Genomic DNA, 26015 nt, shown 5'->3' on the forward strand with positions numbered 1-26015 from the left:
ATGTCAGATCATCATCACAAAGAAACATTTGTAACTAAATACATCTTTAGTCAAGATCATAAAATGATCTCGAAACAATTTCTTGTTACGGGTATATTTATGGGGATTATAGGGGGATTCATGTCTATGTTATTTCGTTTACAAATAGCATGGCCAGATACTTCTTTTTCAATCATAGAAGCATTTTTAGGAAACCATCAAACTGATGGGATTATGGATCCTGATATGTACCTAGCACTGGTAACAATTCACGGTACAATAATGGTGTTTTTCGTATTAACTGCTGGTTTAAGTGGTACTTTTTCGAATTTATTAATTCCATTGCAAATTGGAGCTCGTGATATGGCTTCTGGTTTCTTAAACATGGTATCATACTGGTTATTTTTCTTATCATCAGTAATTATGATAATTTCATTGTTTGTAGAAGCAGGACCGGCATCGGCAGGATGGACAATTTATCCACCATTATCGGCATTGCCACAAGCAATTCCAGGATCGGGTACAGGAATGACCTTATGGTTAGTATCGATGGCAATTTTCGTAGCCTCTTCATTAATCGGATCATTAAACTACATCGTTACCATTTTGAACTTACGTACAAAAGGAATGAAAATGACCAGATTACCATTAACAATGTGGGCATTTTTTGTAACAGCAATTATTGGAGTAGTTTCATTTCCAGTATTATTATCAGCGGCATTATTATTAATTTTTGATAGAAGTTTTGGAACATCATTCTTCTTATCAGATATTTTTATCTCTGGAGAAGTATTACACTATCAAGGAGGATCGCCAGTATTATTTGAACACTTATTCTGGTTCTTAGGACACCCGGAAGTATATATTATTTTATTACCAGCATTAGGGTTAACATCTGAAGTAATTTCAACAAATGCACGTAAGCCAATTTTTGGATACCGTGCAATGATTGGATCTATTATGGCAATTGCGTTTTTATCAACAATTGTTTGGGGTCACCATATGTTTGTATCAGGAATGAATCCTTTCTTAGGATCGGTATTTACCTTTACAACGGTATTAATTGCTATTCCATCGGCAGTAAAAGCATTTAACTATGTAACCACACTTTGGAAAGGAAACTTACAATTAAACCCAGCGATGTTATTTTCTATCGGATTAGTTTCTACCTTCGTAACAGGAGGTTTAACAGGATTGGTTTTAGGAGATTCTGCTTTAGATATTAACGTACATGATACTTACTTTGTAGTAGCTCACTTTCACTTAGTAATGGGAGTATCTGCTTTATTAGGGATGTTTGCTGGTGTGTATCACTGGTTTCCTAAAATGTATGGTAGAATGATGAATAAAACATTAGGTTACTGGCACTTTTGGTTAACCATAATTGCTGCTTACGGAGTATTTTTCCCGATGCACTTTGTTGGGTTAGCTGGTTTACCACGTCGTTATTATACAAACTCAAACTTTCCAATGTTTGACGATTTAGTTGAAATTAACGTATTTATGACATTAATGGCATTTTTAGGAGGAGCAGCTCAGTTACTATTCTTAGCAAACTTCTTTATTTCAATGTACAGAGGTCAAAAAGCAACGATGAATCCTTGGAAATCAAATACTTTAGAGTGGACTACACCAGTAGAGCACGTTCACGGAAACTGGCCAGGAGCTATTCCTGAAGTTCACCGTTGGGCTTATGACTACAGTAAAGTTGATGAAAATGATGAGTATGTTCACGGAGAAGATTTCGTATTACAAACCACACCATTATTAGAAGGTGAAGAACCATCTTAACATATAAAACTTATTAAAAGTTTAAAAAAAGCCTTCCAAAATTTTGGAAGGCTTTTTTGTTTTAGAACTGTTTTGATGTATTTTATATTTTACCTAAGTAATATGTATCTTAGCATTGATAATTTACTAGGTAACAATTATTACAAACCAAATAGTATATTTCAAGTATATTTGTAATTATATGAATGAAAACTTAAACCCTGAAAACACCAATTTCTCAAGCGATGAGCTGGATGTAGAAAAACAACTACGCCCACTTTCCTTTGATGATTTTGCAGGTCAAGATCAAGCAATTGAAAACTTAAAAATATTTGTTGAAGCAGCCAATCAACGAGAAGAAGCTTTAGACCATACTTTATTTCATGGACCTCCAGGATTAGGAAAAACCACCTTGGCTCATATTTTAGCCAATGAATTAGGTGTTGGAATAAAAGTAACCTCAGGACCTGTTTTAGATAAACCAGGCGATTTAGCAGGGTTATTAACAAATCTTGATGAACGTGATGTGTTATTTATTGATGAAATCCATCGATTAAGTCCTATTGTTGAAGAATATTTATATTCAGCAATGGAAGACTATAAAATCGATATCATGATTGAGTCGGGGCCTAACGCCCGTACCGTCCAAATTCATTTAGAACCTTTTACGTTAATAGGCGCAACCACACGTTCAGGGTTATTAACCGCTCCGATGAGAGCTCGTTTTGGTATCAGCAGTCGTTTACAATATTATTCAACCGAATTATTAACCACTATTATTGAGCGAAGTGCCTATATTTTAGGCGTGCCAATATCAATGGAAGCGGCCATTGAAATAGCAGGTAGAAGTAGAGGAACACCTCGTATTGCAAACGCTTTATTACGAAGAGTTCGAGATTTTGCTCAAATAAAAGGAAACGGAAGCATCAGTATTGAAATAGCAACCTACGCCCTAAAAGCATTACATGTTGATGCAAATGGTTTGGACGAAATGGATACTAAAATTTTAACGACCATTATTGATAAATTCAAAGGTGGTCCTGTAGGGCTTAGTACAATAGCAACGGCAGTTAGTGAAAATACCGAAACTATTGAAGAGGTATATGAGCCTTTTTTAATACAACAAGGTTTTATAATGCGTACCCCAAGAGGTAGAGAAGTTACCGATTTGGCTTATAAACATTTAGGAATAACAAGAGATTTAACAAGAAATTTAGTGAAAAATTCAACGAAAGGCGAACTTTTTTAAAATGAAACTAAAAAAAATAATACCTATATTTCAATGGTTGCCTAACTATAAAAAATCAGGATTAAAAACTGATATTGTAGCAGGTATAACCGTAGCAACGGTGTTAATCCCGCAAGGAATTGCTTATGCTCTAATTGCGGGACTACCACCTATTTATGGCTTGTATGCCGCTTTAGTGCCACAATTAATATATGCTATTTTTGGATCGTCACGCCAAGTAGCAATCGGTCCTGTGGCAATGGATTCATTAATTGTAGCAACAGGCGTTTCTACCTTGGCATTAATGGGGTCTGAAAGTTATATCGCTATCGCTATTTTATTAGCATTAATGGTGGGAAGCATACAATTTTTAATGGGCGTATTTCGCTTAGGATTTATAGTTAATTTCTTATCAAGACCTGTAATTATTGGTTTTACATCGGCGGTAGCGCTTATTATCGGTTTAAATCAATTTCGGAATTTACTAGGGGTTAATTTTTTACAAAGCGATCAAGTTCAGCTTCTTTTAGAAGATATTATATATAAAATTGCTGATTTTAAAATAGCAACAACTATTATAGGAGTCATAGCCTGTTTGATTATTATGATTCTTAGAAAAATCAATAAAAAAATACCAAATGCGTTAATTGTAGTAACATTAGGAATTATAACACTTCGTTTCTTTGGCAATTACCTAACCGATGTAGCCATTGTAAAAGACATTCCTTCAGGCTTGCCTACATTGATAATTCCGGTAATAGACCTCGCTTTAATTAGAGAGTTATTACCCATTGCGGCAACCCTAGTTATGGTTGGTTATCTAGAAATTATATCGATAGGAAAAACTCTTGAAGCAAAGCAAGATGAGTACCGAATACAGCCAAATCAAGAATTAATTGCCTTAGGATTAAGCAATATCGCGGGCTCTTTTTTTCAGTCTTACCCAATAACATCAAGCTTTTCTCGCTCAGCGATAAACGAAGAAGCTGGCGGTAAAACAGGTGTTTCAGCAATTGTATCGGCATTGATTGTAGTGCTTACCTTGCTTTTTTTTACCCCGGTATTTTATCATTTGCCAAAAACGATATTAGCTGCAATTATTATTGTAGCAGTATTTAATCTGATAAATGTATCGGAAGCTAAAAAACTTTGGAAATCTAATAATTTAGACTTTTGGCTGTTGATCGCTACTTTTTTAGCTACGATATTTTTTGGTATAGAACCAGGGATATTAATAGGTGTAGTTTTATCATTAGTTGTATTAATTTATAGAACTTCAAGACCTTATGTTGCCGAATTAGGAAAAGTACCAAATTCTGATTTTTATCGAAATAAAAGCAGGTTTGAAGAAGTAATTACAGATAAAGAGGTATTAGTATTTCGTTTTGATGCTCAATTATTTTACGCAAACTGTACTTATTTCCGAGATAAATTAGACGAAATATCCGAAGAAAAAGGCAGTGCATTAAAACTAATTGTATTAGATGCCGAAAGTATTAACAGAGTTGATAGTACAGGCGTAGAAATGCTAAAAGAACGTATTCGATACTATCATAAAAGAGATATTGCCTTTTATTTTGCAGGTGTAAAAGGACCTGTAAGAGATGCCCTTTTTAGAGGTGGCGTATTAGAGGTGGTAAGTTTAGATTATTTTTTTATGCGTGCCAATGGCGCAGTACATTTTTTTAAAACAGGAAATAACGAAAATCAAAAAAAATACGCTCAATATATACATCAAGCGTATAAATAATTAACATTATGAAAATAGAGCAAATTTATACAGGTTGTTTAGCACAAGGTGCTTATTATATTGAAAGTGAAGGCGAAGTAGCTATTATCGATCCATTGCGAGAGGTAGAATCGTATATCAAAAAAGCAACACAAGATACTGCAAAAATCAACTATATTTTTGAAACTCATTTTCATGCCGATTTTGTAAGTGGACACGTAACTTTAGCCGAAAAAACAGGGGCAACAATTGTGTACGGACCAACGGCAAAAACTACTTATAAATCGCATATAGCAACAGATGGCGAGGTTTTTAAAATCGGAAAAATTACCATTACCGCACTGCATACACCAGGGCATACCATGGAAAGTACGTCATATTTATTAAAAGATGAAAACGGAAAAAACCACGCTCTTTTTAGTGGCGACACCTTATTTTTAGGTGATGTTGGTCGCCCAGATTTAGCACAAAAAGGTGCTTTAACAATAGATGATTTAGCAGGTTTTCTGTATGATAGTTTGCGTACTAAAATTATGACATTAGAAGATCAGGTAATTGTATATCCAGCACACGGAGCAGGATCGGCCTGTGGAAAAAACCTAAGCAAAGAAACCATCGGAACAATTGGTGATCAGAAAAAAAACAATTATGCGTTGCGTGAAAACATGACAAAAGCCGAATTTATAAAAGAAGTAACCGACGGGTTATTGCCGCCGCCAGCCTATTTTCCTTTAAATGTAAAAATGAACAAGGAAGGATATGAATCTATTGATGACGTTATCAAAAACGGTGCAAAAAGTTTATCGGTAGCCGATTTTGAAAAAATAGCTAACACAACCGAGGCAATTATTTTGGATGTGCGTCATCAATCAGAATTTATAAAAGGATTTATTCCACGATCAATTTTTATAGGTTTAGGCGGAACATTTGCTCCTTGGGTAGGTGCTTTAATTAAAGATGTAAAACAACCAATTTTATTGGTAACGCCCGAAGGAGAAGAGGAAATGGCAATTACCCGTTTATCACGCGTAGGATTCGACAATGTTTTAGGATATTTAGAAGGAAGTTTTAACGCTTGGAAAGCTTCGGATAAAGAAATTGATACTTTACGTTCTGTTTCTGCGGATGTTTTAGAAGATGCAATAAGCAAGAAAGCCCTTGTTTTTGACGCTCGTAAACCTGGTGAATACGCCAAAGAACACATTGTTGATGTGCCAAGCACACCCTTAGATTTTTTAAACGATCATATTGAAGAATTTCCTAAAACCGAAGATTTTTACGTGCATTGTGCAGGCGGATATCGCTCGGTAATTGCGGCATCAATATTAAAAGCAAGAGGATATCATAATGTAATTGATGTATCAGGAGGTTTTGCAGCGATACGAAAAACAAGTATTGAGAGAACAGTTGCTGTTTGTCCATCAACTTTAAAATAATAGATTTTTTAGATAAAACATTTAGAGCCTGCTTAAATTTCATCTGAAAAAAAATATAACATAAAAATAAGGAATCGAATCTGTCAAACTGAATTTAGTTCAGTTTCACATCCTGATTTGCCGTAGTTTTCCTGTTGATGCGATGCTGAAATAATTCAGCATGCCGAGAATTTAATTTTTAAACAGGCTCTTAAAAGAAAATAAAAATGAAAAAATATTTAGTATTCATCGCATTAATTTTTACGGTTTTTACATCGTGTAAATCTCAAGAAAATAATATCAAAAATACTACAGTTGCTGATTTACAGTTACTTTTAAAAACTGAAAAAAAGATTCAATTGCTTGATGTTCGAACCCCTGAAGAATGCTCACAAGGTATTATTAAAGATGCAATAATGATCAATGTTTTTGCTGATGATTTTGAAGAAATCGCCTTAAAAAAATTAGATAAAACAAAGCCTGTTTATGTGTATTGCAGATCAGGAAGAAGAAGTGTAGCGGCATCAGTACGTTTAAAAAAACAAGGTTTTGACGTTTATAATATCTTAGGTGGATATATTGATTATCAAAAATTTACATCAACAAAAAAGTAGTAATTAAGTACTAAAAAAAAGAAAGCATGACACAAGAAATTTATATAGAAAACTTAAAATGTGGCGGTTGTGCCAATACAATTATCAACGGATTAACAGCAATTCAAGGCGTTAATGAGGTAAAAGTTGATGTAGAAAAATCATTGGTTACTTTAAATGCAACCCAAGAAAGTTTGATTTTATCCAAAGAAAAATTAGCAAAATTAGGATATCCTGAAGTTGGAAGTGAAAACACAGTATTACACAAAGCAAAATCGTTTGTGAGTTGTGCTGTTGGTAAAATTAATAAGTAAAAAACCTCATTAAATTGAATTATATTGTTTTGTATCTTTGTAAAACGGCTGGATAAAATAATATCGTAAAAGTTGATAAACTTTAATAAACAAAATTATGGGATTAGCTACATTAAAAAAACAAGGAAATACAGAGAGTTTTTACAAATATCTAGAAGAAAATAAAGATAATTTTAAAGATAAAAAAGTAGATGGCTATTATCATACAGACGTAGTTGCAGATGCTTATACAAAAGGATTTAACAACGGAAAAGAAATTGCAAAGACCAATGTAATTGAAGATTATAACAAGCAATTTATTGAGAAATTTGTACGTAAATCAACTCAGATATATTTAGACACACACAAATTAATTGACTTATTACATAAAGAAAAGTTTAAAATCAACTCTTTTTATATCAATGCTTTTTCTGAATATCCAAAAGTAATTATTGCCATTGAAGAAGAATTAATGTTAAATGATGAATTTATTAATTTAGCATATCGTAAAATTTTTGAATTACAGAAAGATTTTAAAAATGATTATAATACAACGTTAGAAATGAGTTTGTCTTGTTCGGAAAACTTAGATATAGATTTATTATCGGCTGATGGATTTCAGTATCAAGAAACTATTTTTTAGTATGGCAAAACAAAATAAAGAACAACACGCCCAAAGAAATAAAGCGTTATCTATTCAGTTATTAAAGGAAGGAACGTATCTTGATTGGGTGGTTACAACTTCTTTTTATTCGTCAATTCATTTTATTGAAAATAATTTATTGCCAACCACTATTAAAGGAAAAACCTGTAGTGAGTTATTTGATGTTAAAAAAGTATATAAGACTGATAATTTACATCAAACAAGAGAGTTTCTTTGTCAAGAAAAATTAACTTTTGACACCGCTATTAAATACAAATGGCTAAGTGATAATTCTAAAAATGCAAGATATACATCTTATAAAATATCGAAATCTGTAGCTGAAAAAGCGCTAAAAAATTTAGAGTTAATTGAAAAAGAATGTAAAGAAAGAGTATAAAAATCAAGTAATTATTGCATTTCAATAAATAGAAAATCCCAAGTTTTTAAAGCTTGGGATTTTTATTTGTATAAAAAGAAAATTATTTCTTAAAACTTAAAAGTAACTCCTGCTAAAAAGTTAATCGTAGCTTGTGGATAATATCCTTGAATTTCAGTAGTTGTTCCAGCTTTCGACCAAGTATCTAAATAAATATAGCCTCTATCGACATATTGTTTATCAAAAACATTGTTTACAACCCCTGTAAATACAATCGATTTAAAAATTGATTTGGTTTTTAATTCATACATGATATTAAAATCACTAGTAAAATAACTGCTCAATTTAGACGCCTCGGTATCGGTATTACTCAAATATTGTTCGCCTACAAATTTCGATAAAAATGCTAGTTGTAAATTTTCTGATACTTGATAAGTTAATGAATTTCCTGTAACAATATTTGGTGAATTAGCAATATTGGTATTTCCTAATTCTTGTAATTTATCGTTTCTGTTAGTAACGAAATCAACATTTTTATTTTGACTTACCGAAACATTTTGACCAATTGAAAATTTATCATTTACACGTATATTGGCATCCATTTCTACACCAACTCGGTAACTATTACCACTTGCACTACGCAACGCATCGCCAGTATCATCAATTTCACCTGTTAAAACTAACTGATTTTGATAATCCATAAAGTAAATATTGGTATTTAATTTGATGGTTTTCGTTTTTAAACGCCAACCTAATTCATAATCATTTAAACTTTCGTGGGTAGTTACTCCGCCTTTAAAGTCGCTTCGGTTTGGCTCTCTATTTGCTCTGGCAAAAGAAGTGTAAAAGCTATTTTGATTGTTTAAAGTATAGGTAAATCCTATTTTTGGATTAAAGAAATTAAAGTTTTTATCAACGTTTAAATCTTTTCTTTTAGAGGTTAAACCGTTTGTTTTATAGCTGATAAATCGTCCTTGTAAATCAACAAAAGCTCTTAAATCATCGGTAATATTAAATGATATTTTCGTAAAAATATTCGCATCTTTTTTAGTCGATGTTCCATCGTAATAACGATCTCTGATGTTTGCATTATCAGCAAATTCTTTCGCCCAAATAACTTCTCCAAAATGGTCATTTTCATAGTAACTGTACGAACCACCAGAAATAATTTCTAGTTGATCGTTATTATAAGTGGCGTTAAAATTAGCTACATAAAAATCATTGTCTAACCAACGGCGAACAATTAAATCGGTGGCAGGAGTTCCGTACCAATCGGTTGCTGTAGCTTTTACCAAATTATTATATTTTGAAACAGCACTTTCTCCTTTAAATTGCTCAAAATATCCTTTTCCTTTGGTGTAATTTAAACCAAGATTTGTTGCCCAGTTTTGACTTAATTTTTCGTTCCAATGCAATTGATAATGGTCTTGATTATAATTATCAACTTCGTTATCGTATGTTAATGGATTTTGTCTTCTATCTTCCTTTAATTGTTTTGCAGAAATTCCATCCCAAGCTTGATAAGTCTCTTCTTTTCCGCCAAAGGCAATGGCTTTTATTAAAGTATTTTTATTGGTGTAACTTGCTTGTAAAAAGTACGATTTTAAATCGGTAGAAGCCCTGTCAATATAGCCATCAGAATAAATATTTGACAAACGACCTGCTAATTCAAAATGCTCGTTTATTTTTCCTGTGGTAAATTTTACGGTATGTTTTCTTGTTCCGTACGACCCAAAAGCATTTGAGATTTCTCCGCCCGCTTTTTCAGAAATCCCATCAGTTAAAATGTTTAAACTTGCCCCGAAAGCACCTGCACCGTTTGTAGAAGTTCCTACGCCACGTTGCAATTGTAAACTTTGAGTTGACGATGCAAAATCGCCTAAATTAACCCAATAACTTCCTTGACTTTCAGAGTCATTATAAGGGATTCCGTTAATGGTTACATTTACTCTTGTAGCATCCGAACCACGAACGCTCATGTAGGTATAACCCACGCCAGCCCCAGCATCCGAAGAAGAAACGACATTTGGTAAGTAGTTTAATAAAACAGGAATATCTTGCCCTAAATTACGTTTTTCAAGTTGTTTTTTTGAAATATTTGAATGTGTTACAGGAGCGTTTGCTTGCACACGAACGGCATTTACTAAAACAGCATCTAATACGTTTTTTTCTTTGGATAATTGAATGGTAATTTGTTGGTTATTGGTAAGTTCTATTTGTTTTAGTGCTGTTTTAAATCCGATATAAGAAACTTCTAAAAGATGTGTTCCTTTGGATAAATTCAGTTTAAAGTTCCCTTTTTTATCCGAAGAAACTCCTTTTTTTGAATTTTTAAGAACAATAGAAGCACCATTTAAAGGTTCTTGATTGTTGTTAATTATTTTACCAGATAAAATAAAACTTTGCGCATTTACGGCAAAACTGCTACATAATACGATTATAAAAGCGATGCTTTTAAGTTGTTGAATAAAAGACATTTGTCTCATTTTTTTTATAAATAAAAATCGAATAAAAAGAGGCAATTATTCTTTTTGTTTGAATAATTAATTTGATAACATCATAGCATTTTTTAAAGCCCTAAAACCCTTTTTTATAAGATGATTTTAGTGCTTTGCAATATGTTTTTTCCCTAAACAGCATTACCTGTTCTAGGTTCATTGGGTGTGATCTCAGCCGATATTTGGCACCCCTTTAAGAGAACATTGCAAAGGTATGATTCAATTTTTGAATGGCATAAAAACAAGCTTATTTTTATCTTATTTTTTATTAAAAAAACATTAATTAACGATGGGTTTTTTTAGCGGGTTATTATTAAATATCTTTGAAAAGATATAACAATTATTCATTATTTTAAAAGGTCAATTTAATGGCATTAATTACTACAAAAGCAATTGTTTTGAGGGCGATTAAATATGGCGATACCAGTTTAATTGTAACTTGTTTTACTTTAGAAAGCGGCATGGTTTCTTACCTTATCCGAGGCGTTTTAAAATCAAGAAAAGGAACACTTAAAAAAGCTTATTTTCAGCAATTAACACAGTTACTTATTCAGGCAAAGCATCATCAAAATAGGAATAAAAATGTTTTAAGTTCTATAAAAGAAGCTCAGGTTATTTATCCTTACACCCATATTCATACTTCGGTTGTTAAGCAGTCTATCGTACTTTTTTTATCAGAAATATTAACAAATATTATTAAAGAAGAAGAAAAAAATGACGTTTTATACCAGTATATAGAAACGAGTTTAATTTGGTTAGATACGCATAGTGATGTTGCGAATTTTCACTTATTATTTTTGTTGAATTTATCAAAATTTTTAGGGTTTTATCCTGATGTTTCTCAAGCGAATAAACCTGCTTTTAGTTTATCCGAAGGACGATTTACAACAGCAACCTATGAGAAATTAGTACTCACAGGAAATGAATTACTGCTTTTTAAAAAGCTGTTAGGTATAAATTTTGATGCTATACACACTATTTCGTACCATAAAAACGAAAGGCAGACCATCCTTGGGGTTATAATTCGATATTTTGAATTACATTTGGAGGGTTTTAAAAAGCCAAAATCATTAGCTATTTTAGAAACCGTGTTTAGTTGATTTATGAAGCAAATTATACTCTTATTTTTTTTACTTACAAGCATCGTTATTTTCTCACAAAAGCTTGCTATTGTTGATGCCCAAACAGGCGAAGCAATTGACGGGGTAGCGGTGTTTAATAAAAACAAAACAATCGCTGAAATTAGTGGTGTTGATGGTTTTGTAAATATTTCGGCATTTAAAGCATCCGAAGTGCTTGTTTTTTCACATGTTTCGTATGCGGGTTTTCAGGAAAAAAAATCAATATTAAAAAAAAATAAGTATCAGGTTTATTTATCAAAATATTCAGAACAATTAGATGAAATTATTGTTTCTGTTTTTAAAAACAAAGAAAAAACCAATAGAATTGCCGAACAAATTGCCGTTGTTTCTTTAAGAGATATTCAAAAGGTGTCGCCACAAACATCGGCTGATTTACTAGCGAGTATTCCAGGAATTAAAGTGCAAAAATCACAATTTGGTGGCGGAAGTCCTGTGCTTAGAGGGATGGAAAGTAACCGTGTTTTATTGGTTGTCGATGGCGTTCGCATGAATAATGCTATTTATAGAAAGGGACATTTGCAAAATTCGATTACCGTAAACCCTAATTTATTAGAAAGAACAGAAGTGGTTTTTGGTCCTTCATCGGTTATTTATGGTTCGGATGCGCTTGGCGGTGTAATTCATTATTATACGAAAACGCCGAAATTATTTAAATTATCGAATAAAAATAAAAAAAGTAATATAAAAGGAAGTAGTTTTTTGCGATATAGTTCGGTAAATAATGAAGTTACAAATTCAGTAACTACAGAATTACAGTTTAAAAAATGGGCATCGCTGACCAATATTTCACACAGTAGTTTTGGCGATTTAAAAATGGGGAAAAATCGAGCACATGGTTTTGATACTTGGGGCAAAGTGTTTTTTTATTCTGATAATTTAAACGGAAATTACACTGAAAATCCGACGAAAAATAAAGATATAAATTTACAGAAAAACACAGGGTTTAGCCAAACTGATTTTTTGCAGAAATTATTTATTCCGCTATCAAAAAATACTGATTTAAAATTTAATTTTCAATATTCAACATCATCAGATATTCCACGCTTTGATAAATTAATGGAACAAAAAAATGGCAGTTTAAAATTTGCCCAATGGTATTATGGTCCTCAAAAAAGGCTGTTAATTTCTTCGCAGTTAGCGATTAATCCGAAGATAAAATGGTTGGAAAAAGGTACGATTACCTTAGCATATCAAAATATTAAAGAAAGCCGTATTCAACGAAAATTTGGAAGTTTAGCGCGGTCTTATAAAAATGAAAATGTAAAGGTATATAGCGCAAATGCCGATTTTACAGTTCCTTTAGCTAAAAAACGTGATTTAGGTTATGGTTTAGAACTTGCTTATAATGATGTAAATTCAAATGCTTATGGCAAAACTTTAAAAATATCTACGGATAAAAGTATCGGTTTTAATGATAGTTTTATGGTGCAATCTCGCTATCCTGACGGTGGAAGTAGTTATTTTAGTTCGGCAATGTATTTAGATTATCGCCAAGATATTTCATATAATTCCACCTTAAATACGGGGGTTCGATTTACCAATACTCAATTAGATGCTCGCTGGATAAATCAGGCGTTTGTAAAATTGCCAAGCACTGATATTTGCTTAAATAACAACGCATTAACCCTTACGGCGGGCTATGTGTATAAGCCGTTTAAAACATGGCAATTAAATGCGGTGTTGTCATCAGGGTTTCGCGCGCCAAATATTGATGATGTAGGAAAAGTAAGAGAAAAAAATGGTGAAGTTACCGTGCCAAATATCAATTTAAAGCCAGAGCATGCCTACAATACAGAGCTTGGTGTTCAAAAATATTTTAATAATAAAAAGTTTCGAATTGGCGCAAATGTGTACTATACTTTATTGAATAATTACATCTATAGAGAAACCTTTATGCTCGGGGGCGTTTCAAAAATTTTATACGATGAAGAACAAGGAATTATTGTAGCAAATGTAAATAAAGGAACGGCGTATATTACCGGTGCAACGGTGAGTTATCAGGGGAAATTAGCTGAAAAATGGAAAACTTCAGGTTCTTTTACCTATACAAAAGGACGTGCTTACGATACGAAATTACCACTCTCGTCAATTCCGCCTTTATTTGGTCGTTTTGAGCTTAGTTATGCCGATAATAAATTAGAAAGTGGCGTAAATTTTATTTTCAACGCTAAAAAAAATATTGCGGATTCTAATTTAGAAGAAGGCATTGACAATCATAAACAAACGCCAATTATCAACCAAAATGCGACCGCTGATATTGATAAATATTATGGTACGCCAAGTTGGATGACTCTTGGTTTACATGCTAAATATACGCTGAATAAAAACATTTCAATACAAAGCCAATTCAGTAATTTATTGGATGCGCATTATAAAGAATTTGCCTCAGGAATTTCAGCACCGGGGCGAAATATTTCAATATCGTTATTAACTAATTTTTAAATACAAATACAGATGATTAATATTTTTAAAATTGTAAGTTTATTGGAAGGAATATCTTATATATTATTGCTTTTTATAGCTGTTCCTATTAAATATTTACAAGGCGATGCAAGCTATGTAAAAATGCTAGGAATGCCTCATGGAGTACTATTTGTAGCCTACATAATTTTAGCAATTATGTTAAAATCTTCACAGAAATGGAACACAAAAACCTTCGGAATTATTTGCGGATTATCATTGTTGCCTTTCGGAACTTTCTTTGTTGGAAAATATTTAAAAGCGTAGTTTTTATTTATCAACAAAATATTTTAAAGCGATATTTTATAAACTTTTTTAGTTTGTAAAGTATCGCTTTTGTAGTATTGAAAACCCTTATCGCTGTTTTAAAAAAACATTATTTTATTTTAAAAAAAGCACTTAAAATAGTGCTATGATAAAGTATGTTGCTGATAATTAAGTAGTACCGAATTTGTTATTGATAAAAAAAGTGTATTTTGCAATAGCGTTAATAAATTAATTATTTATAAATTATGAAAAAAACACTATTACTTATTGCATTTGTGCTACTGAGCACTGCAACAATGGTTGCTCAAACAATCATAAAAGGTACCGTTAATGACGCATCTCTTGGGGGAGTATTACCAGGAGCAAACATTAAGGTTTTAAGGAAAGCTGTAGGAACTTCTACTGATTTTGATGGGAAATTTACCATGAAAGTAGTTGATATTCCTCCTTTTACTATAAAAATTTCATCTATAGGATATCACTCTAAAACCATCGAAATAACAAAAAATAATCAAGTTGTGGTGGTTAGTTTAACCGAAAATGCAACTTCTTTAGACGAGGTTGTAATTTCGGCATCAAGAACTCCTGAGCGTGTAATGGAATCGCCAGTAACGATTGAGCGTTTTGATTCAAGGGCTATTAAAAACACCGCTTCTGCATCTTTTTATGATGGCTTAGAAAACCTAAAAGGAGTTGATATAAATGCCAGTGGATTAACATTCAAATCGGTAAACACACGTGGTTTTGCCTCTTTTGCTAATGAGCGTTTTGTACAATTAGTTGACGGAATGGACAATGCTTCTCCTGCATTAAATTTTGCTTTAGGAAACTTGTTAGGAATGTCGGAATTAGATGTTAAAACCGTTGAAATATTACCAGGAGCAGCATCTGCTTTGTATGGCGCAAACGCATTTAATGGTATTATGTTAATGACCAGTAAAAGTCCTTTTGAAGATCAAGGAATTAGTTTTGTATATAAAACAGGTTTTACAAGTCAGCAGGCTGCGAGCAATAATCCTTACCACGATACAAGTATTAGAATGGCACATGCTTTTGATAATAAATTTGCCGTAAAAGCAACATTATCATATTTAAAAGGAGAAGAATGGCATGCAACAGACACTAGAAATACCACAGGTGTTGGTGGAACATATTTACCAGGAGATAGAAATTCTAGGACAGATTATGATGGTTTAAATGTATATGGCGATGAGGTTGGAACAAATATAAGAACTGCTTCAGGCTTAGGAATTATTCCGAGCGTTCGAGTAAGCAGAACGGGTTATAACGAAGTCGATTTAATGAGTAACGAAGCAAAAAGTGTTAAATTTGGCGCAGCATTACATTATCGTCCTTGGGGAAATGACCGTTTAGAAATTATATGGAATTCGAAATATGGTACAGGAAATACTATTTATCAGGGGCAGAACAGGTATAATATTTCTAACTTTTTTATGGAGCAACATAAATTAGAATTTAAAGGAAAAAACTTTTTTATAAGAGGATATTATACCGGTGAAGATGCTGGCGATTCTTACGATACTCGTTTTACAGCCATTAATATTAACAGAGAATGGAAATCGGATAAAAACTGGTTTAGCGATTATATAGCAGCCTATGCGAATTCGGTACTTGGCAACCCTAATATAGACACTTCTTTAGCGCATGCTAATGCTAGAAAAGCAGCAGATACAGGGCGTTTAATTCCAGGGACAACCGCTTTTAATAAAGTAACTAATGAGCCAGATTTAACAAAGGGTTCAAAATTTCAAGATAAAACAAGTTTATATCATGTAGATGCAAATTTAAACTTACGTGATTATATTGATTGGGCAGAGGTACAAGTTGGCGGTTCGTACCGACAATTTAATTTGAACTCATTCGGTACTATTTTCACAGATCAGAATAGCTTAATTGATTATGATGAATATGGTTTATATACCCAACTTCAAAAGAAAATGATGGAAGATCGTTTAAAATTAACCACCTCTGTTCGTTATGATAAAGCAAAAAATTTCGATGGAAATATTTCTCCTCGTTTGTCATTAGCCTATGCCGCAGGTGAAATGAAAAATCATAATTTAAGAGCCTCTTTTCAAACAGGTTTTAGAAATCCAACAACGCAAGATCAGTACATCGGTTTGGCAACAGGAGGCGGAACTTTAATTGGTACTTCTGAAGATAATTTAGATAGGTTTACTTCTTCGCCTTTACCTGTTAGTATTGCAGGGCAACAAATTCCAGGAATTAATTCTGAAACAACATATACAGGTAGAGATGCCTTTACCAATGCTTTTTCAGAAAGTTCTATTATAGACAAAACACCTACCAAGGCTAATTTTGATTTGGTAAAACCTGAAAAAGTAACTTCTTATGAAATAGGGTATCGTGGGGTAGTCGCAGTATCAGAAAGTAAAGTAGGTATTGATTTTAGCATGTATTATAACGATTATAAAGACTTTATCGCCTTAAAAAAAATAGCCGTTCCTTTTTATGGTGTAGCGGGCAGTAGTTTGCCAAGTGTGTTACCAAATGTAAGCGAAGGTGATTTAGCTTTATTAGCCTTAAAAAATGGTGATTTTGCAGGCGTTGGATTTAGAACAAATTCATCGGCAGCTATTACTTCTTATGGGGTAGGGCTTGGTTTAAGCACAAAAGTTTTTAAAGGATTTAATTTAGGGGTAAATTATACCTGGTCTAAATTTGATTTTGATCAAAGCTCAGACCCCGATTTTCAAGCAGGATTTAATACTCCTGAACATAAAATTAAAATACAGTTTGGTAAAACCAACTTGTTTAAAAACTTTGGTTTTAATGTAAGTACAAGATGGCAAAATGATTTTTACTGGGAATCATCTTTCTTTGAAGGAGCTGTAGCTGCTAGAACAGTATTAGATGCGCAAGTAAATTATAAAATTCCTTTTTTAAAATCAGTATTTAAATTAGGAGGTGCTAATTTAACAGGAAAAGAATATTTTAGTGCACCAGGTATTGGAGCAATAGGATCTCAATTCTTTATTTCTTGGACAATAAATAACTAAAAAAATGAAAAAAATGACATTAAAATATACATGGTTATCGGTAGTTTTTATTGGGTTGGTAGCCTGTGATGTAAATAATGATTTAGATCCAATTACAGAAAAAAATGAAAAAGAAACCATAATTTCTTTAGAATCAGGTAGTGCTGATTTTTCAAATTATGTAGCAGTAGGCGCATCTTTTACCGCAGGATATACAGATGGAGCAGTATTTAAAGCAGCTCAAAAAAACTCATTTCCAGCAACCTTAGCATCTAAATTTGCGATGGCAGGCGGTGGTAAATTTACCCAGCCATTAATGAGCGATAATTTTGGTGGCTTTACAATTGGTGGGAAAATAGAAGGAGCACCTAGGTTCTATTTTAATGGATCAGTACCTGTAATGTTAGGAGTAACACCAACTACAGAAATATCAAATATTAAAGTAGGGACTTACAATAATATGGGAGTTTCTGGTTTAAAAAGTTATCATTTAGGAGTAAAAGGTTATGGTGCATTAGCGGGGTTACCAAACGCAAATCCTTATTTTATAAGAATGGCATCATCGCCAATGGCAAGTGTTTTAGAAGATGTAATTACACAGAATCCAACCTTCTTTTCGTTATCAGAAATTGGTGGAAATGACGTGTTAAGTTATGCTGTTTCAGGAGGTGTTGGTGTTGATCAAAAAGGAAATTTAAACCCAGCAACTTATGGCAGTACAGACATAACAGATCCTACTGTTTTTGCAAGTGTTTTTTCAACAACTGTAACAGCTTTAACAAGCAATGGTGCTAAAGGAGTTGTCGCTAATTTACCTGAGGTTACATCACTTCCTTATTTTACAACAGTGCCCTACGCTCCTTTAAACCCTGCAGATCCTGCTTTTGGTACACAAATACCTACTTTAAACAATGTATTTGGTGCAATTAACGGAGTATTTGAAGCTATTGGCGTACCAGAACGTGCTATTGTATTTGTAACAGATGCCGCCAATCCGGTAGTTATAAAAGATGAAGCTTTAGAAGATAAAACAGCACAAATAATCGGAACATTATTAGCAAGCCCTACTTTTACTGATTTTGTAGCTGGTTTTGGTTTGCCTACCGATGCGAGCACCTTGCAAAAAGTAGCAGGTTTATTAGGAACTTACTACGGGCAGGCAAGACAAGCAACAGCCGATGATTTATTAGTCTTACCAAGCAGTAACATTATTGGTAAAGTAAATGCAAATTCAGTGAAATTTTTATTGAGCCAAGGGTTGCCAGCACAATTAGCAGGAATGTTTTCTGTAGAAGGAGTTTCGTTACCATTAGCCGATAAGTGGGTATTAACAACCAAAGAAATTGAAAAAGTTAAAACGGCAACCACTGCTTATAACAGCACAATTAAAAATATTGTAACTCAAAAAGGCTTGGCTTTTGTCGATTTTAACGCAATTTTAAAACAAGCGGCTACTAGCGGTTTAGATTTTGATAATTATAACATGACAACTAGTTTTGTTACAGGCGGTTTGGTGAGTTTAGATGGCGTTCATTTAACAGCTAGAGGCTATGCTTTAATGGCAAATGAAATGCTAAAGGCAATTGATAAAACCTACGGATCTAACTTTGAAAGCGCAACAAATGGATTGGCTAAAGCGGCTGATTTCCCAACAGGTTACGCGGCTACTTTAAAGTAAGAAAGTAGTATTATTAAAATACTATTTTTAGGATAAAAACGGCTTCATTTTTTTAAATGAAGCCGTTTTTGTTTTATTCGTTACTGTTGTCAATCCACTCTTTTATTTTGTTGTCATTGATAATATATTTTTTATACTTATCATCTTTATATCGATAATAAATAAATATAGGCATTAATATAAAAGCCATGTATAAAACGCCAAGCCCCATTACAATTTGTGCTATCGGATGCTCGGTATTTAAAAGATAAGCCCCTGTAAACATCCAAAGTAAAAAGATGATGAATAATATTTTTAATGCAGTTTTCATTATTTTGATTTTAATAGGACAAAAGTAAAAAATCCTACCGTGTAAATACAGGTAGGATTTTTATTATTTTGAGTATGGTAAAATAATTACATTTTTTGTAACCAATTTTTTACATCAACTTCTTTTTTGATAAGCTCTCTTAATTCAGAAATTGGAACACGTTTTTGTTCCATAGTATCTCTATGACGAATTGTAACAGCGTTGTCATTTAAAGTGTCATGATCAACAGTAATACAAAATGGCGTACCATTTGCATCCTGACGACGGTAACGACGACCAACCGCATCTTTTTCATCATAAGCCACGTTAAAGTCCCACTTTAAATCTTCCATTATTTTACGAGCAACTTCAGGCAAACCATCTTTTTTAACTAGTGGTAAAATAGCTGCTTTTACAGGTGCTAAAATAGCAGGAAGCTTTAAAACAGTTCTTGAAGTTCCGTTTTCTAAAGCTTCTTCTTGTAAAGAATTTGAAAAAACAGCTAAAAACATTCTGTCTAATCCGATAGAAGTTTCTACTACGCAAGGCGTGTAACTTTTGTTATCTTCATGATCAAAATACTGTAATTTCTTTCCTGAAAATTCTTCGTGTGCTTTTAAATCGAAATCTGTACGTGAGTGAATTCCTTCTAATTCTTTAAATCCGAAAGGAAACTTAAACTCAATATCAGCGGCTGCATCAGCATAATGTGCTAATTTTTCATGATCGTGAAAACGGTAATTATCCGCGCCCATTCCTAATGATAAATGCCAGTTTAAACGGGTTTCTTTCCATTTATTGTACCATTCTTTTTGCGTTCCTGGTTTTACAAAAAATTGTAATTCCATTTGTTCAAACTCACGCATTCTAAAAATAAATTGACGAGCAACAATTTCGTTACGAAATGCTTTACCTGTTTGAGCAATTCCAAAAGGAATTTTTAATCTTCCTGTTTTCTGTACGTTTAAAAAGTTTACAAAAATACCTTGTGCCGTTTCAGGACGCAGGTATAAATCCATTGCAGATTCAGCAGAAGCACCTAATTTTGTACCAAACATTAAGTTAAATTGCTTAACATCCGTCCAGTTTTTTGAACCTGTTAAAGGGTCGGCAATTTCTAATTCTTCTATCAATAATTTTACATCGGCTAAATCTTCATTTTCTAAAGATTTTCCTAAACGAGATAAAATGGTATTAATTTTTTCTTGATAGCCTAAAACACGTCCGTTTGTTGCAACAAACTCTGCTTTGTTAAAAGTCTCTCCAAAGCGTTTTTCGGCTTTTTTAACTTCTTTTTCAATTTTAGTTTCAATTTTAGCACAGTAATCTTCTACTAAAACATCGGCTCTGTATCGTTTTTTAGAATCTTTATTATCGATTAAAGGATCGGTAAAAGCATCAACATGCCCTGAAGCTTTCCAAGTATTTGGATGCATCAAAATTGCCGCATCAATACCGACAATGTTTTCGTGCATTTGTACCATTGCTTTCCACCAATAATCTCTAATGTTTTTCTTTAACTCAACTCCGTTTTGAGCATAGTCGTAAACCGCACTTAAACCGTCATAGATCTCAGAAGACTGAAATACATAACCATATTCTTTTGCGTGTGATATTACTTTTTTAAAGTGATCTTCTTGTTTTGCCATATTGCAAAAATAAAATAAGGATTTAAACTAATACTATTCTAAAACGAAAAAGTGACTAATTAAATGATTTTTTTACTTTTTCGTGGTTTTTTATCGTTTTTAAAGATGTTTTTATCTTAAATTAAGAATGGTTGCACCTAAATAAAGCTGATCTATAAAAGTACTAATGGTATATTTTCCTTTATTAATATCATCTCTATTGACTAAAATAAGCGATACTAAACTTAATTTGTCATTATTATAATTTACATCAATAGCATCGGTATATTGAATATTTGCACCGTTTTTTAAGTTGGTAACTCCTTTTGGTGCAATAACATTATTATTTTGATCTGTAATTTGAATATACACTGTTTTTTTACCAGTATCAGCTACGGGGTTTTCGAGTAAATCAAAATTGACTCTAAAGGCATCTGTTCTGCTAGATCTTGAGGTTGAGGTTAGTTTTCCGTTGCTACGCTCTTTCATAGCCACGGCATTAACGGTATTTATTTTTAGAATACTGCCGGCAGTTACTTTAGTTTGAAGTATTTTTTGTTTTTCTTCTAATTCGTTATTTTTATCGGTTAAAGAAGTATTTATAGTTTCTTTTTGCGCTAAAATAGTTTTTGTAATTGCATTTTTTTGAGTCAATTCCTGATTGGCAATACTTAATGAATCTACTTTGATAAATAGTTGTTTATTTTCATATTCTAAACGACTTATTTTTTTTCTGTAAATTCGTATTAAACTGTAATTGTCTATCTGTAATATTTTTATCGAATCTCGAAGGTTGTTCATTTTAACAAGTTCAAGCTGTAGTCTTTTAGAAATACTTTTTTTACGAACCACAACATCGGTATAATCTCTAATCATTTCATCGAGCTCCTTTTCTAGATCGTTTTTATCATCTTTAAAGGCTTTTTGAAGAGTATCATGTTGGCTTTTTTTCTGTAAAGAATAGAGGGTTAAGGATAGCATTGTTATTAGTAATAAAACAATTATAGCGCTTTTTTTTCTTTCAGTAGTCATAATTTACGGGGGAATAATGTTTTTTCTATTTAAGCCTGAGGGTTGTTTTTTTTATAAAAACACCATCAATAAAAATATTCACATGGTAAAAACCTTTGGTTAGGGAGTTTTTATTTACATGAATAAATGAAATTACGGGCAATATTTTTTTATTGTATTGTACGGTTAATATGTCATTACAAAATATTTTTTGCTTGTTTGTTAATAAGACTTCTTTAACGGGTGAAACAACCTGATTATTGTAAACAATTTGAATATAAATAGGTTTTAAACCAGGTTTAATAATTTTATTTTCTAGTAAATTAAATGTTATTTTAAAAGCGGTTGTTTTACTCGCCCTATTAGTATGGGTGTATTTACCGCTTCGTCTTTTTTTCATTGCTACTACTTTTATTGCAGCTATTTTTAAAACTTGAGCAATGGCAATTTTTTCTTTTAAAAGCTTTTTCTCTTTGTCTAGAGAATTGTTTTTATGTTTTAAGCGATTATTTTGATGTCTTTTTTGAATTAAAACTTCGGTAACGCTATCATTTTTAGTTGTTAATTGATTATTTTTTGAACTTAAAGAGTCAATGTAAGAAAAAAGTAATTCATTTTGTTTATTTAAAATTAAAATACGTTTTCTGTAAAACCGCAATAAACGATAATTTTCAGCTTTTAAGTTATGAATAGTATCTTTAAGTTTAATTATTTCATGAAGTTTATTTCTTAAATTTAAAGAAACATCATCCTTTTGGTTAAGTGCTTTTTCATATTTTTTTAAAACAGTATTTAATTCAAATTCTAGGTCTTTTTTTTCGGAATCAAAAGCTATTTTTAATTCCGAATATTCACTTGCATTTTTATACGACAATACACCTGTTGTAATTAATAATGCAAGTAGAAAAGCAATAAACCCCGTATTTTTAAATTTTGTTGCAATCATTCATCGGTTTTCTGATAAACGATTAGGTTTATCAGAATCTAATATACTGCTTTTTGTGCAGTTATAAATAAATGCAGGAGGGAAGTTAAGCGATTCAAAACTTAGCTTGATGTTACTTCCAAAAACTTCTTTTAATTTTTTATAATATGTTAAGCTATACTGATATTGAATAAACAATCCATTATTACTTAAAAGGTTATAACTTTCAACCAAAATACGATGCGATATTTCTTTTGGAATAATCGTTAACGGTAAGCTAGAAACAATATGATCGGCATTTTTGTAGCCTAATTTTTCAATTTCGATAGCCATTTTTTCGGCAGAAGCTTTTAAAACAATTAACTGCGGATTTTTTATCTTCTTTAGTTCATCATAAAAGGCATCATTAATTTCAAAGCAAATTAAAATAGCCTCAGGTTTAAGTTTTTTTAAAATACTATGTGTTATAGGGCCGTTTCCAGGACCTAATTCTATAATAACATTCGCTTTTGAAAAATCAATTTCCCGAAGCATTTTATTTGCTAAATATTTAGAACTAGGGGCAACAGTACCAGCTGTTTTGTAATTTTTTACAGCTTCTTTAAAGAAATTAAATTTTTTACTCAAAATAATATTTTGTTATGTTTTTTGTATATTTCTGCTCAAATAAGGTTCGTAAAGATGCAAAATTTAAAAGATATATTCTATTTATTTTATCCTAATTTATGTATTAATTGTGCAACTACATTATTACAAAGCGAAACTTATTTATGCACTGTGTGTAGTAATAAACTACCCATTATAGAAAATAACCAGTATGTAAACAATAGCTTATTGGCACCTTTTTATGGTAAAATTTTGGTGAAAAATGTCCGTTCATTCCTGTATTATCAAAAAAAGGGTGTTACTCAAAAAGTAATTCAAGAGTTAAAATATAAAAATCAACCAGAAATAGGTCGTTTTATAGGTAATTGGTTTGGCGAAAACTTAAAAGAATCAGGTGTTTTTAAAGAGGTCGATTATATAATTCCTGTGCCATTACATCAAACTAAATTAAAAAAGAGAGGCTACAATCAGCTTACAGAATTTGGTAAAACCCTAAGTGTTCTTTTAAATGCAACCTATAAACCCGATTTTTTAATAAAAACAACCATTGCTAAAACACAAACAAGAAAGCTTCGTTTTGAACGGTTTTATAATATTAAAACAGCTTTTAAATTAACTGATGTTAAGGTGTTTGAAGGCAAGCATGTTTTATTAATTGACGATGTATTAACCACAGGAGCAACTCTAGTGGCTTGCTGTGAAGAGTTATTAAAAACAAAAAATATAAGCATTAGCATTGCTACGATAGCGTACACTAAAAAAGAATAATTTTGTTAGGCTTAATTTACTACTTTTGAAGTTCTATTTTAAGAATATTTAAAGAATTAATTTGTGAAAAATAAATTATTAATTTTAGTCGTTTTAGCATCTGTAATTATAGTTAGTTGTGCAAGAAAAGGAAGGCCAGAAGGCGGTTCTAAAGATGAAGATGCGCCAATTATGATGACGGCAAAACCGCCTTATAAAACGATCCATTTTGATAAAAAAAATATTAAAATTGAATTTGACGAATATGTAGTTTTAAAAGGATTATCGAAACAATTAGTTGTTTCCCCTCCTTTAAAATATCCACCAATTATAACACCTCAAGGAACTGCGAGTAAGTATATTAATATTGAAATTTTAGACACTCTAAAAACCAATACAACCTATACTTTTAACTTTGGAAATGCAGTACAAGACAATAATGAAAATAATAAACTAGAAAGTTTTAAATACGTTTTTTCTACAGGAAATTATATTGATTCATTAAAATTAAAAGGCTCAGTAGCGCCAGCGTTTACACAAAAAAAGCTTAAAAACATCAGCGTTTTATTATATCGTTTAGATAGCACTTATACCGATTCAATTATTTACAAACAAAAACCAAATTACCTTAGCAGTACTTTAGATTCTACTAATTTTGAATTTACCAATTTACGCAAAGGAAAATACTTGTTATTAGCCTTAAAAGAAGCGTCAAGCGATTATATTTTTAATAGCAAAACAGATGAAATAGGATTTTATAAAGACACAATTTCATTACCAAGAGACACACTTGTTTTAAACCCTATAACACTTTTTAAAGAAGTACAGCCGTATCGATTTAAAAGAGGAAAAGAAGTTTCAAAAGGAAAAATTCAATTCGGATATGAAGGAAAACGTGGAAATATGAAAATTGAATTAGTATCAAAAGTTCCTGCTTCATTCAAATCATTTTCAGCCTACGAAAAAGACAAAGACACCCTTAATTATTGGTTTACCCCTGTAAAACAAGATTCGTTAAATTTTAGTATCAGCAATAAAAATTTTAGCGATATCATTACTGTTCGTTTACGTAAAAAACAAATCGATTCTTTGGCTATTTTATCAGAAGTAAAAAGTGTTCTACCTTTAAAAGATACCTTATTTTTAAGTACTAATAATCCTATTACAATTTTTGATAAATCAAAGTTTTCATTAGTAGATAAAGACACCGTTGCAATTCCCTTTCAAGTAAAAAAACAACGTATAAATAAGCTCGCTATTTTATTTGAAAAAACACCTTCAACATTTTATAAATTGGCAGTTTTGCCTAAAGGAATTATCGATGTATATGAAACTAGCAATGATACGTTAAAATATCAATTTAAAACCCTAACCGTTGAAGACTACGGAAGTATTATTTTAGAGGTAAAAAAACAAACAAAGCATCCTGTAATTATGCAACTTTTAGATAAGGGCGAAGTGGTAAAAACCAAGTATATTTCTTCATCTGAAAAAGTAATATTTGATTTATTAGCACCCAAAGAATACACCGTTCGAGCAATTATCGACACCAATAAAAATACTATTTGGGATACAGGAAATTTTTTATCAAAACAACAACCCGAAAAAGTTATTTACTTTGAAAAGGCATTTAAATTAAGAGCCAATTGGGAAATGAATGAAGTATTTGTTATTGAATAAAGGAGTTTATTCTTGTTGATTTTTTGACTTGTTTTTTA

General features: G+C 31.8%; 21 protein-coding genes. 15 read left to right on the top strand and 6 right to left on the bottom strand.

The genetic code is table 11. The features are described from left to right. The 8 genes from AQ1689_RS04995 to AQ1689_RS05030 all read left to right on the top strand — a co-directional run bounded on the left by AQ1689_RS04995 (nt 1) and on the right by AQ1689_RS05030 (nt 8047). Nucleotides 1–1770, top strand: coding sequence for a cytochrome c oxidase subunit I (locus AQ1689_RS04995; RefSeq protein WP_101914129.1), 1770 nt, complete (start codon nt 1–3; stop codon nt 1768–1770). Nucleotides 1771–1951: 181 nt separating this feature from the next. Further along, nucleotides 1952–2998 carry a Holliday junction branch migration DNA helicase RuvB gene (gene ruvB / locus AQ1689_RS05000; RefSeq protein WP_101955366.1) on the top strand — a complete coding sequence of 349 codons (1047 nt, stop codon included), beginning with the start codon at nt 1952–1954 and terminating at the stop codon, nt 2996–2998. Nucleotide 2999: 1 nt separating this feature from the next. Continuing rightward, on the top strand, nt 3000–4727 hold the full coding sequence (locus AQ1689_RS05005) for a SulP family inorganic anion transporter (protein WP_101955367.1): 1728 nt from the start codon (nt 3000–3002) through the stop codon (nt 4725–4727). Nucleotides 4728–4735: 8 nt separating this feature from the next. Next, on the top strand, nt 4736–6142 hold the full coding sequence (locus tag AQ1689_RS05010; protein ID WP_101955368.1) for an MBL fold metallo-hydrolase: 1407 nt from the start codon (nt 4736–4738) through the stop codon (nt 6140–6142). A gap of 206 nt (nt 6143–6348) precedes the next feature. After that, complete coding sequence (locus AQ1689_RS05015) at nt 6349–6735, top strand: rhodanese-like domain-containing protein (RefSeq protein ID WP_101955369.1); 387 nt, start codon at nt 6349–6351, stop codon at nt 6733–6735. Nucleotides 6736–6761: 26 nt separating this feature from the next. Continuing rightward, entirely contained in the window at nt 6762–7028 is a 267-nt protein-coding gene (locus AQ1689_RS05020) for a heavy-metal-associated domain-containing protein (RefSeq protein ID WP_101914134.1), read from the top strand. 97 nt (nt 7029–7125) lie between these two features. After that, the gene (locus AQ1689_RS05025; RefSeq protein ID WP_101955370.1) at nt 7126–7650 is read left to right on the top strand and encodes a hypothetical protein; all 525 of its coding nucleotides are present in this window, start codon (nt 7126–7128) and stop codon (nt 7648–7650) included. Between the two features lies 1 nt (nt 7651). Then, nucleotides 7652–8047, top strand: coding sequence for a hypothetical protein (locus tag AQ1689_RS05030; protein WP_101914136.1), 396 nt, complete (start codon nt 7652–7654; stop codon nt 8045–8047). Nucleotides 8048–8136: 89 nt separating this feature from the next. On the opposite strand, the gene AQ1689_RS05035 is transcribed toward AQ1689_RS05030, so the two are convergent. After that, nucleotides 8137–10503 (bottom strand): TonB-dependent receptor, encoded by a 2367-nt coding sequence (locus AQ1689_RS05035; RefSeq protein WP_101955371.1) that lies wholly within the window; start codon nt 10501–10503, stop codon nt 8137–8139. A gap of 389 nt (nt 10504–10892) precedes the next feature. On the opposite strand from AQ1689_RS05035, the gene recO reads away from it, so the two are divergent. The 5 genes from recO (at nt 10893) to AQ1689_RS05060 (ending at nt 19091) form a co-directional block, all read left to right on the top strand. Then, nucleotides 10893–11624: a DNA repair protein RecO gene (gene recO / locus AQ1689_RS05040; protein ID WP_101955372.1), complete on the top strand. Its 732-nt coding sequence runs from the start codon at nt 10893–10895 to the stop codon at nt 11622–11624. A gap of 3 nt (nt 11625–11627) precedes the next feature. Further along, nucleotides 11628–14108, top strand: coding sequence for a TonB-dependent receptor (locus tag AQ1689_RS05045; RefSeq protein ID WP_101955373.1), 2481 nt, complete (start codon nt 11628–11630; stop codon nt 14106–14108). Nucleotides 14109–14120: 12 nt separating this feature from the next. Then, the gene (locus AQ1689_RS05050; protein ID WP_058886050.1) at nt 14121–14393 is read left to right on the top strand and encodes a DUF3817 domain-containing protein; all 273 of its coding nucleotides are present in this window, start codon (nt 14121–14123) and stop codon (nt 14391–14393) included. A 245-nt stretch (nt 14394–14638) separates the two neighbouring features. Further along, entirely contained in the window at nt 14639–17434 is a 2796-nt protein-coding gene (locus tag AQ1689_RS05055) for a TonB-dependent receptor (protein WP_101955374.1), read from the top strand. 4 nt (nt 17435–17438) lie between these two features. Further along, the gene (locus AQ1689_RS05060) at nt 17439–19091 is read left to right on the top strand and encodes an SGNH/GDSL hydrolase family protein (RefSeq protein ID WP_101955375.1); all 1653 of its coding nucleotides are present in this window, start codon (nt 17439–17441) and stop codon (nt 19089–19091) included. Between the two features lie 73 nt (nt 19092–19164). Here AQ1689_RS05060 and AQ1689_RS05065 read toward each other — a convergent pair whose 3' ends face one another. The 5 genes from AQ1689_RS05065 to AQ1689_RS05085 form a co-directional block, all read right to left on the bottom strand. Further along, on the bottom strand, nt 19165–19401 hold the full coding sequence (locus tag AQ1689_RS05065; RefSeq protein WP_058886048.1) for a hypothetical protein: 237 nt from the start codon (nt 19399–19401) through the stop codon (nt 19165–19167). A gap of 86 nt (nt 19402–19487) precedes the next feature. Next, the gene (locus AQ1689_RS05070; protein WP_101955376.1) at nt 19488–21029 is read right to left on the bottom strand and encodes a glycine--tRNA ligase; all 1542 of its coding nucleotides are present in this window, start codon (nt 21027–21029) and stop codon (nt 19488–19490) included. A 111-nt stretch (nt 21030–21140) separates the two neighbouring features. Next, nucleotides 21141–22040, bottom strand: coding sequence for a hypothetical protein (locus AQ1689_RS05075; RefSeq protein ID WP_101914144.1), 900 nt, complete (start codon nt 22038–22040; stop codon nt 21141–21143). 25 nt (nt 22041–22065) lie between these two features. Continuing rightward, nucleotides 22066–22965 carry a hypothetical protein gene (locus tag AQ1689_RS05080; RefSeq protein WP_101914145.1) on the bottom strand — a complete coding sequence of 300 codons (900 nt, stop codon included), beginning with the start codon at nt 22963–22965 and terminating at the stop codon, nt 22066–22068. Next, the gene (locus AQ1689_RS05085) at nt 22966–23571 is read right to left on the bottom strand and encodes a class I SAM-dependent methyltransferase (RefSeq protein ID WP_101914146.1); all 606 of its coding nucleotides are present in this window, start codon (nt 23569–23571) and stop codon (nt 22966–22968) included. A gap of 54 nt (nt 23572–23625) precedes the next feature. Here AQ1689_RS05085 and AQ1689_RS05090 point away from each other — a divergent pair, with 54 nt between their 5' ends. Beyond that, nucleotides 23626–24318 carry a ComF family protein gene (locus tag AQ1689_RS05090; RefSeq protein ID WP_101955377.1) on the top strand — a complete coding sequence of 231 codons (693 nt, stop codon included), beginning with the start codon at nt 23626–23628 and terminating at the stop codon, nt 24316–24318. Nucleotides 24319–24381: 63 nt separating this feature from the next. Next, on the top strand, nt 24382–25977 hold the full coding sequence (locus tag AQ1689_RS05095; RefSeq protein WP_101955378.1) for an Ig-like domain-containing protein: 1596 nt from the start codon (nt 24382–24384) through the stop codon (nt 25975–25977). The last annotated feature ends 38 nt before the right edge of the window (nt 25978–26015 follow it).

The sequence above is a fragment of the Tenacibaculum finnmarkense genome (assembly GCF_900239185.1).
GTDB classification, from domain to species: Bacteria; Bacteroidota; Bacteroidia; order Flavobacteriales; family Flavobacteriaceae; genus Polaribacter; species Polaribacter finnmarkensis.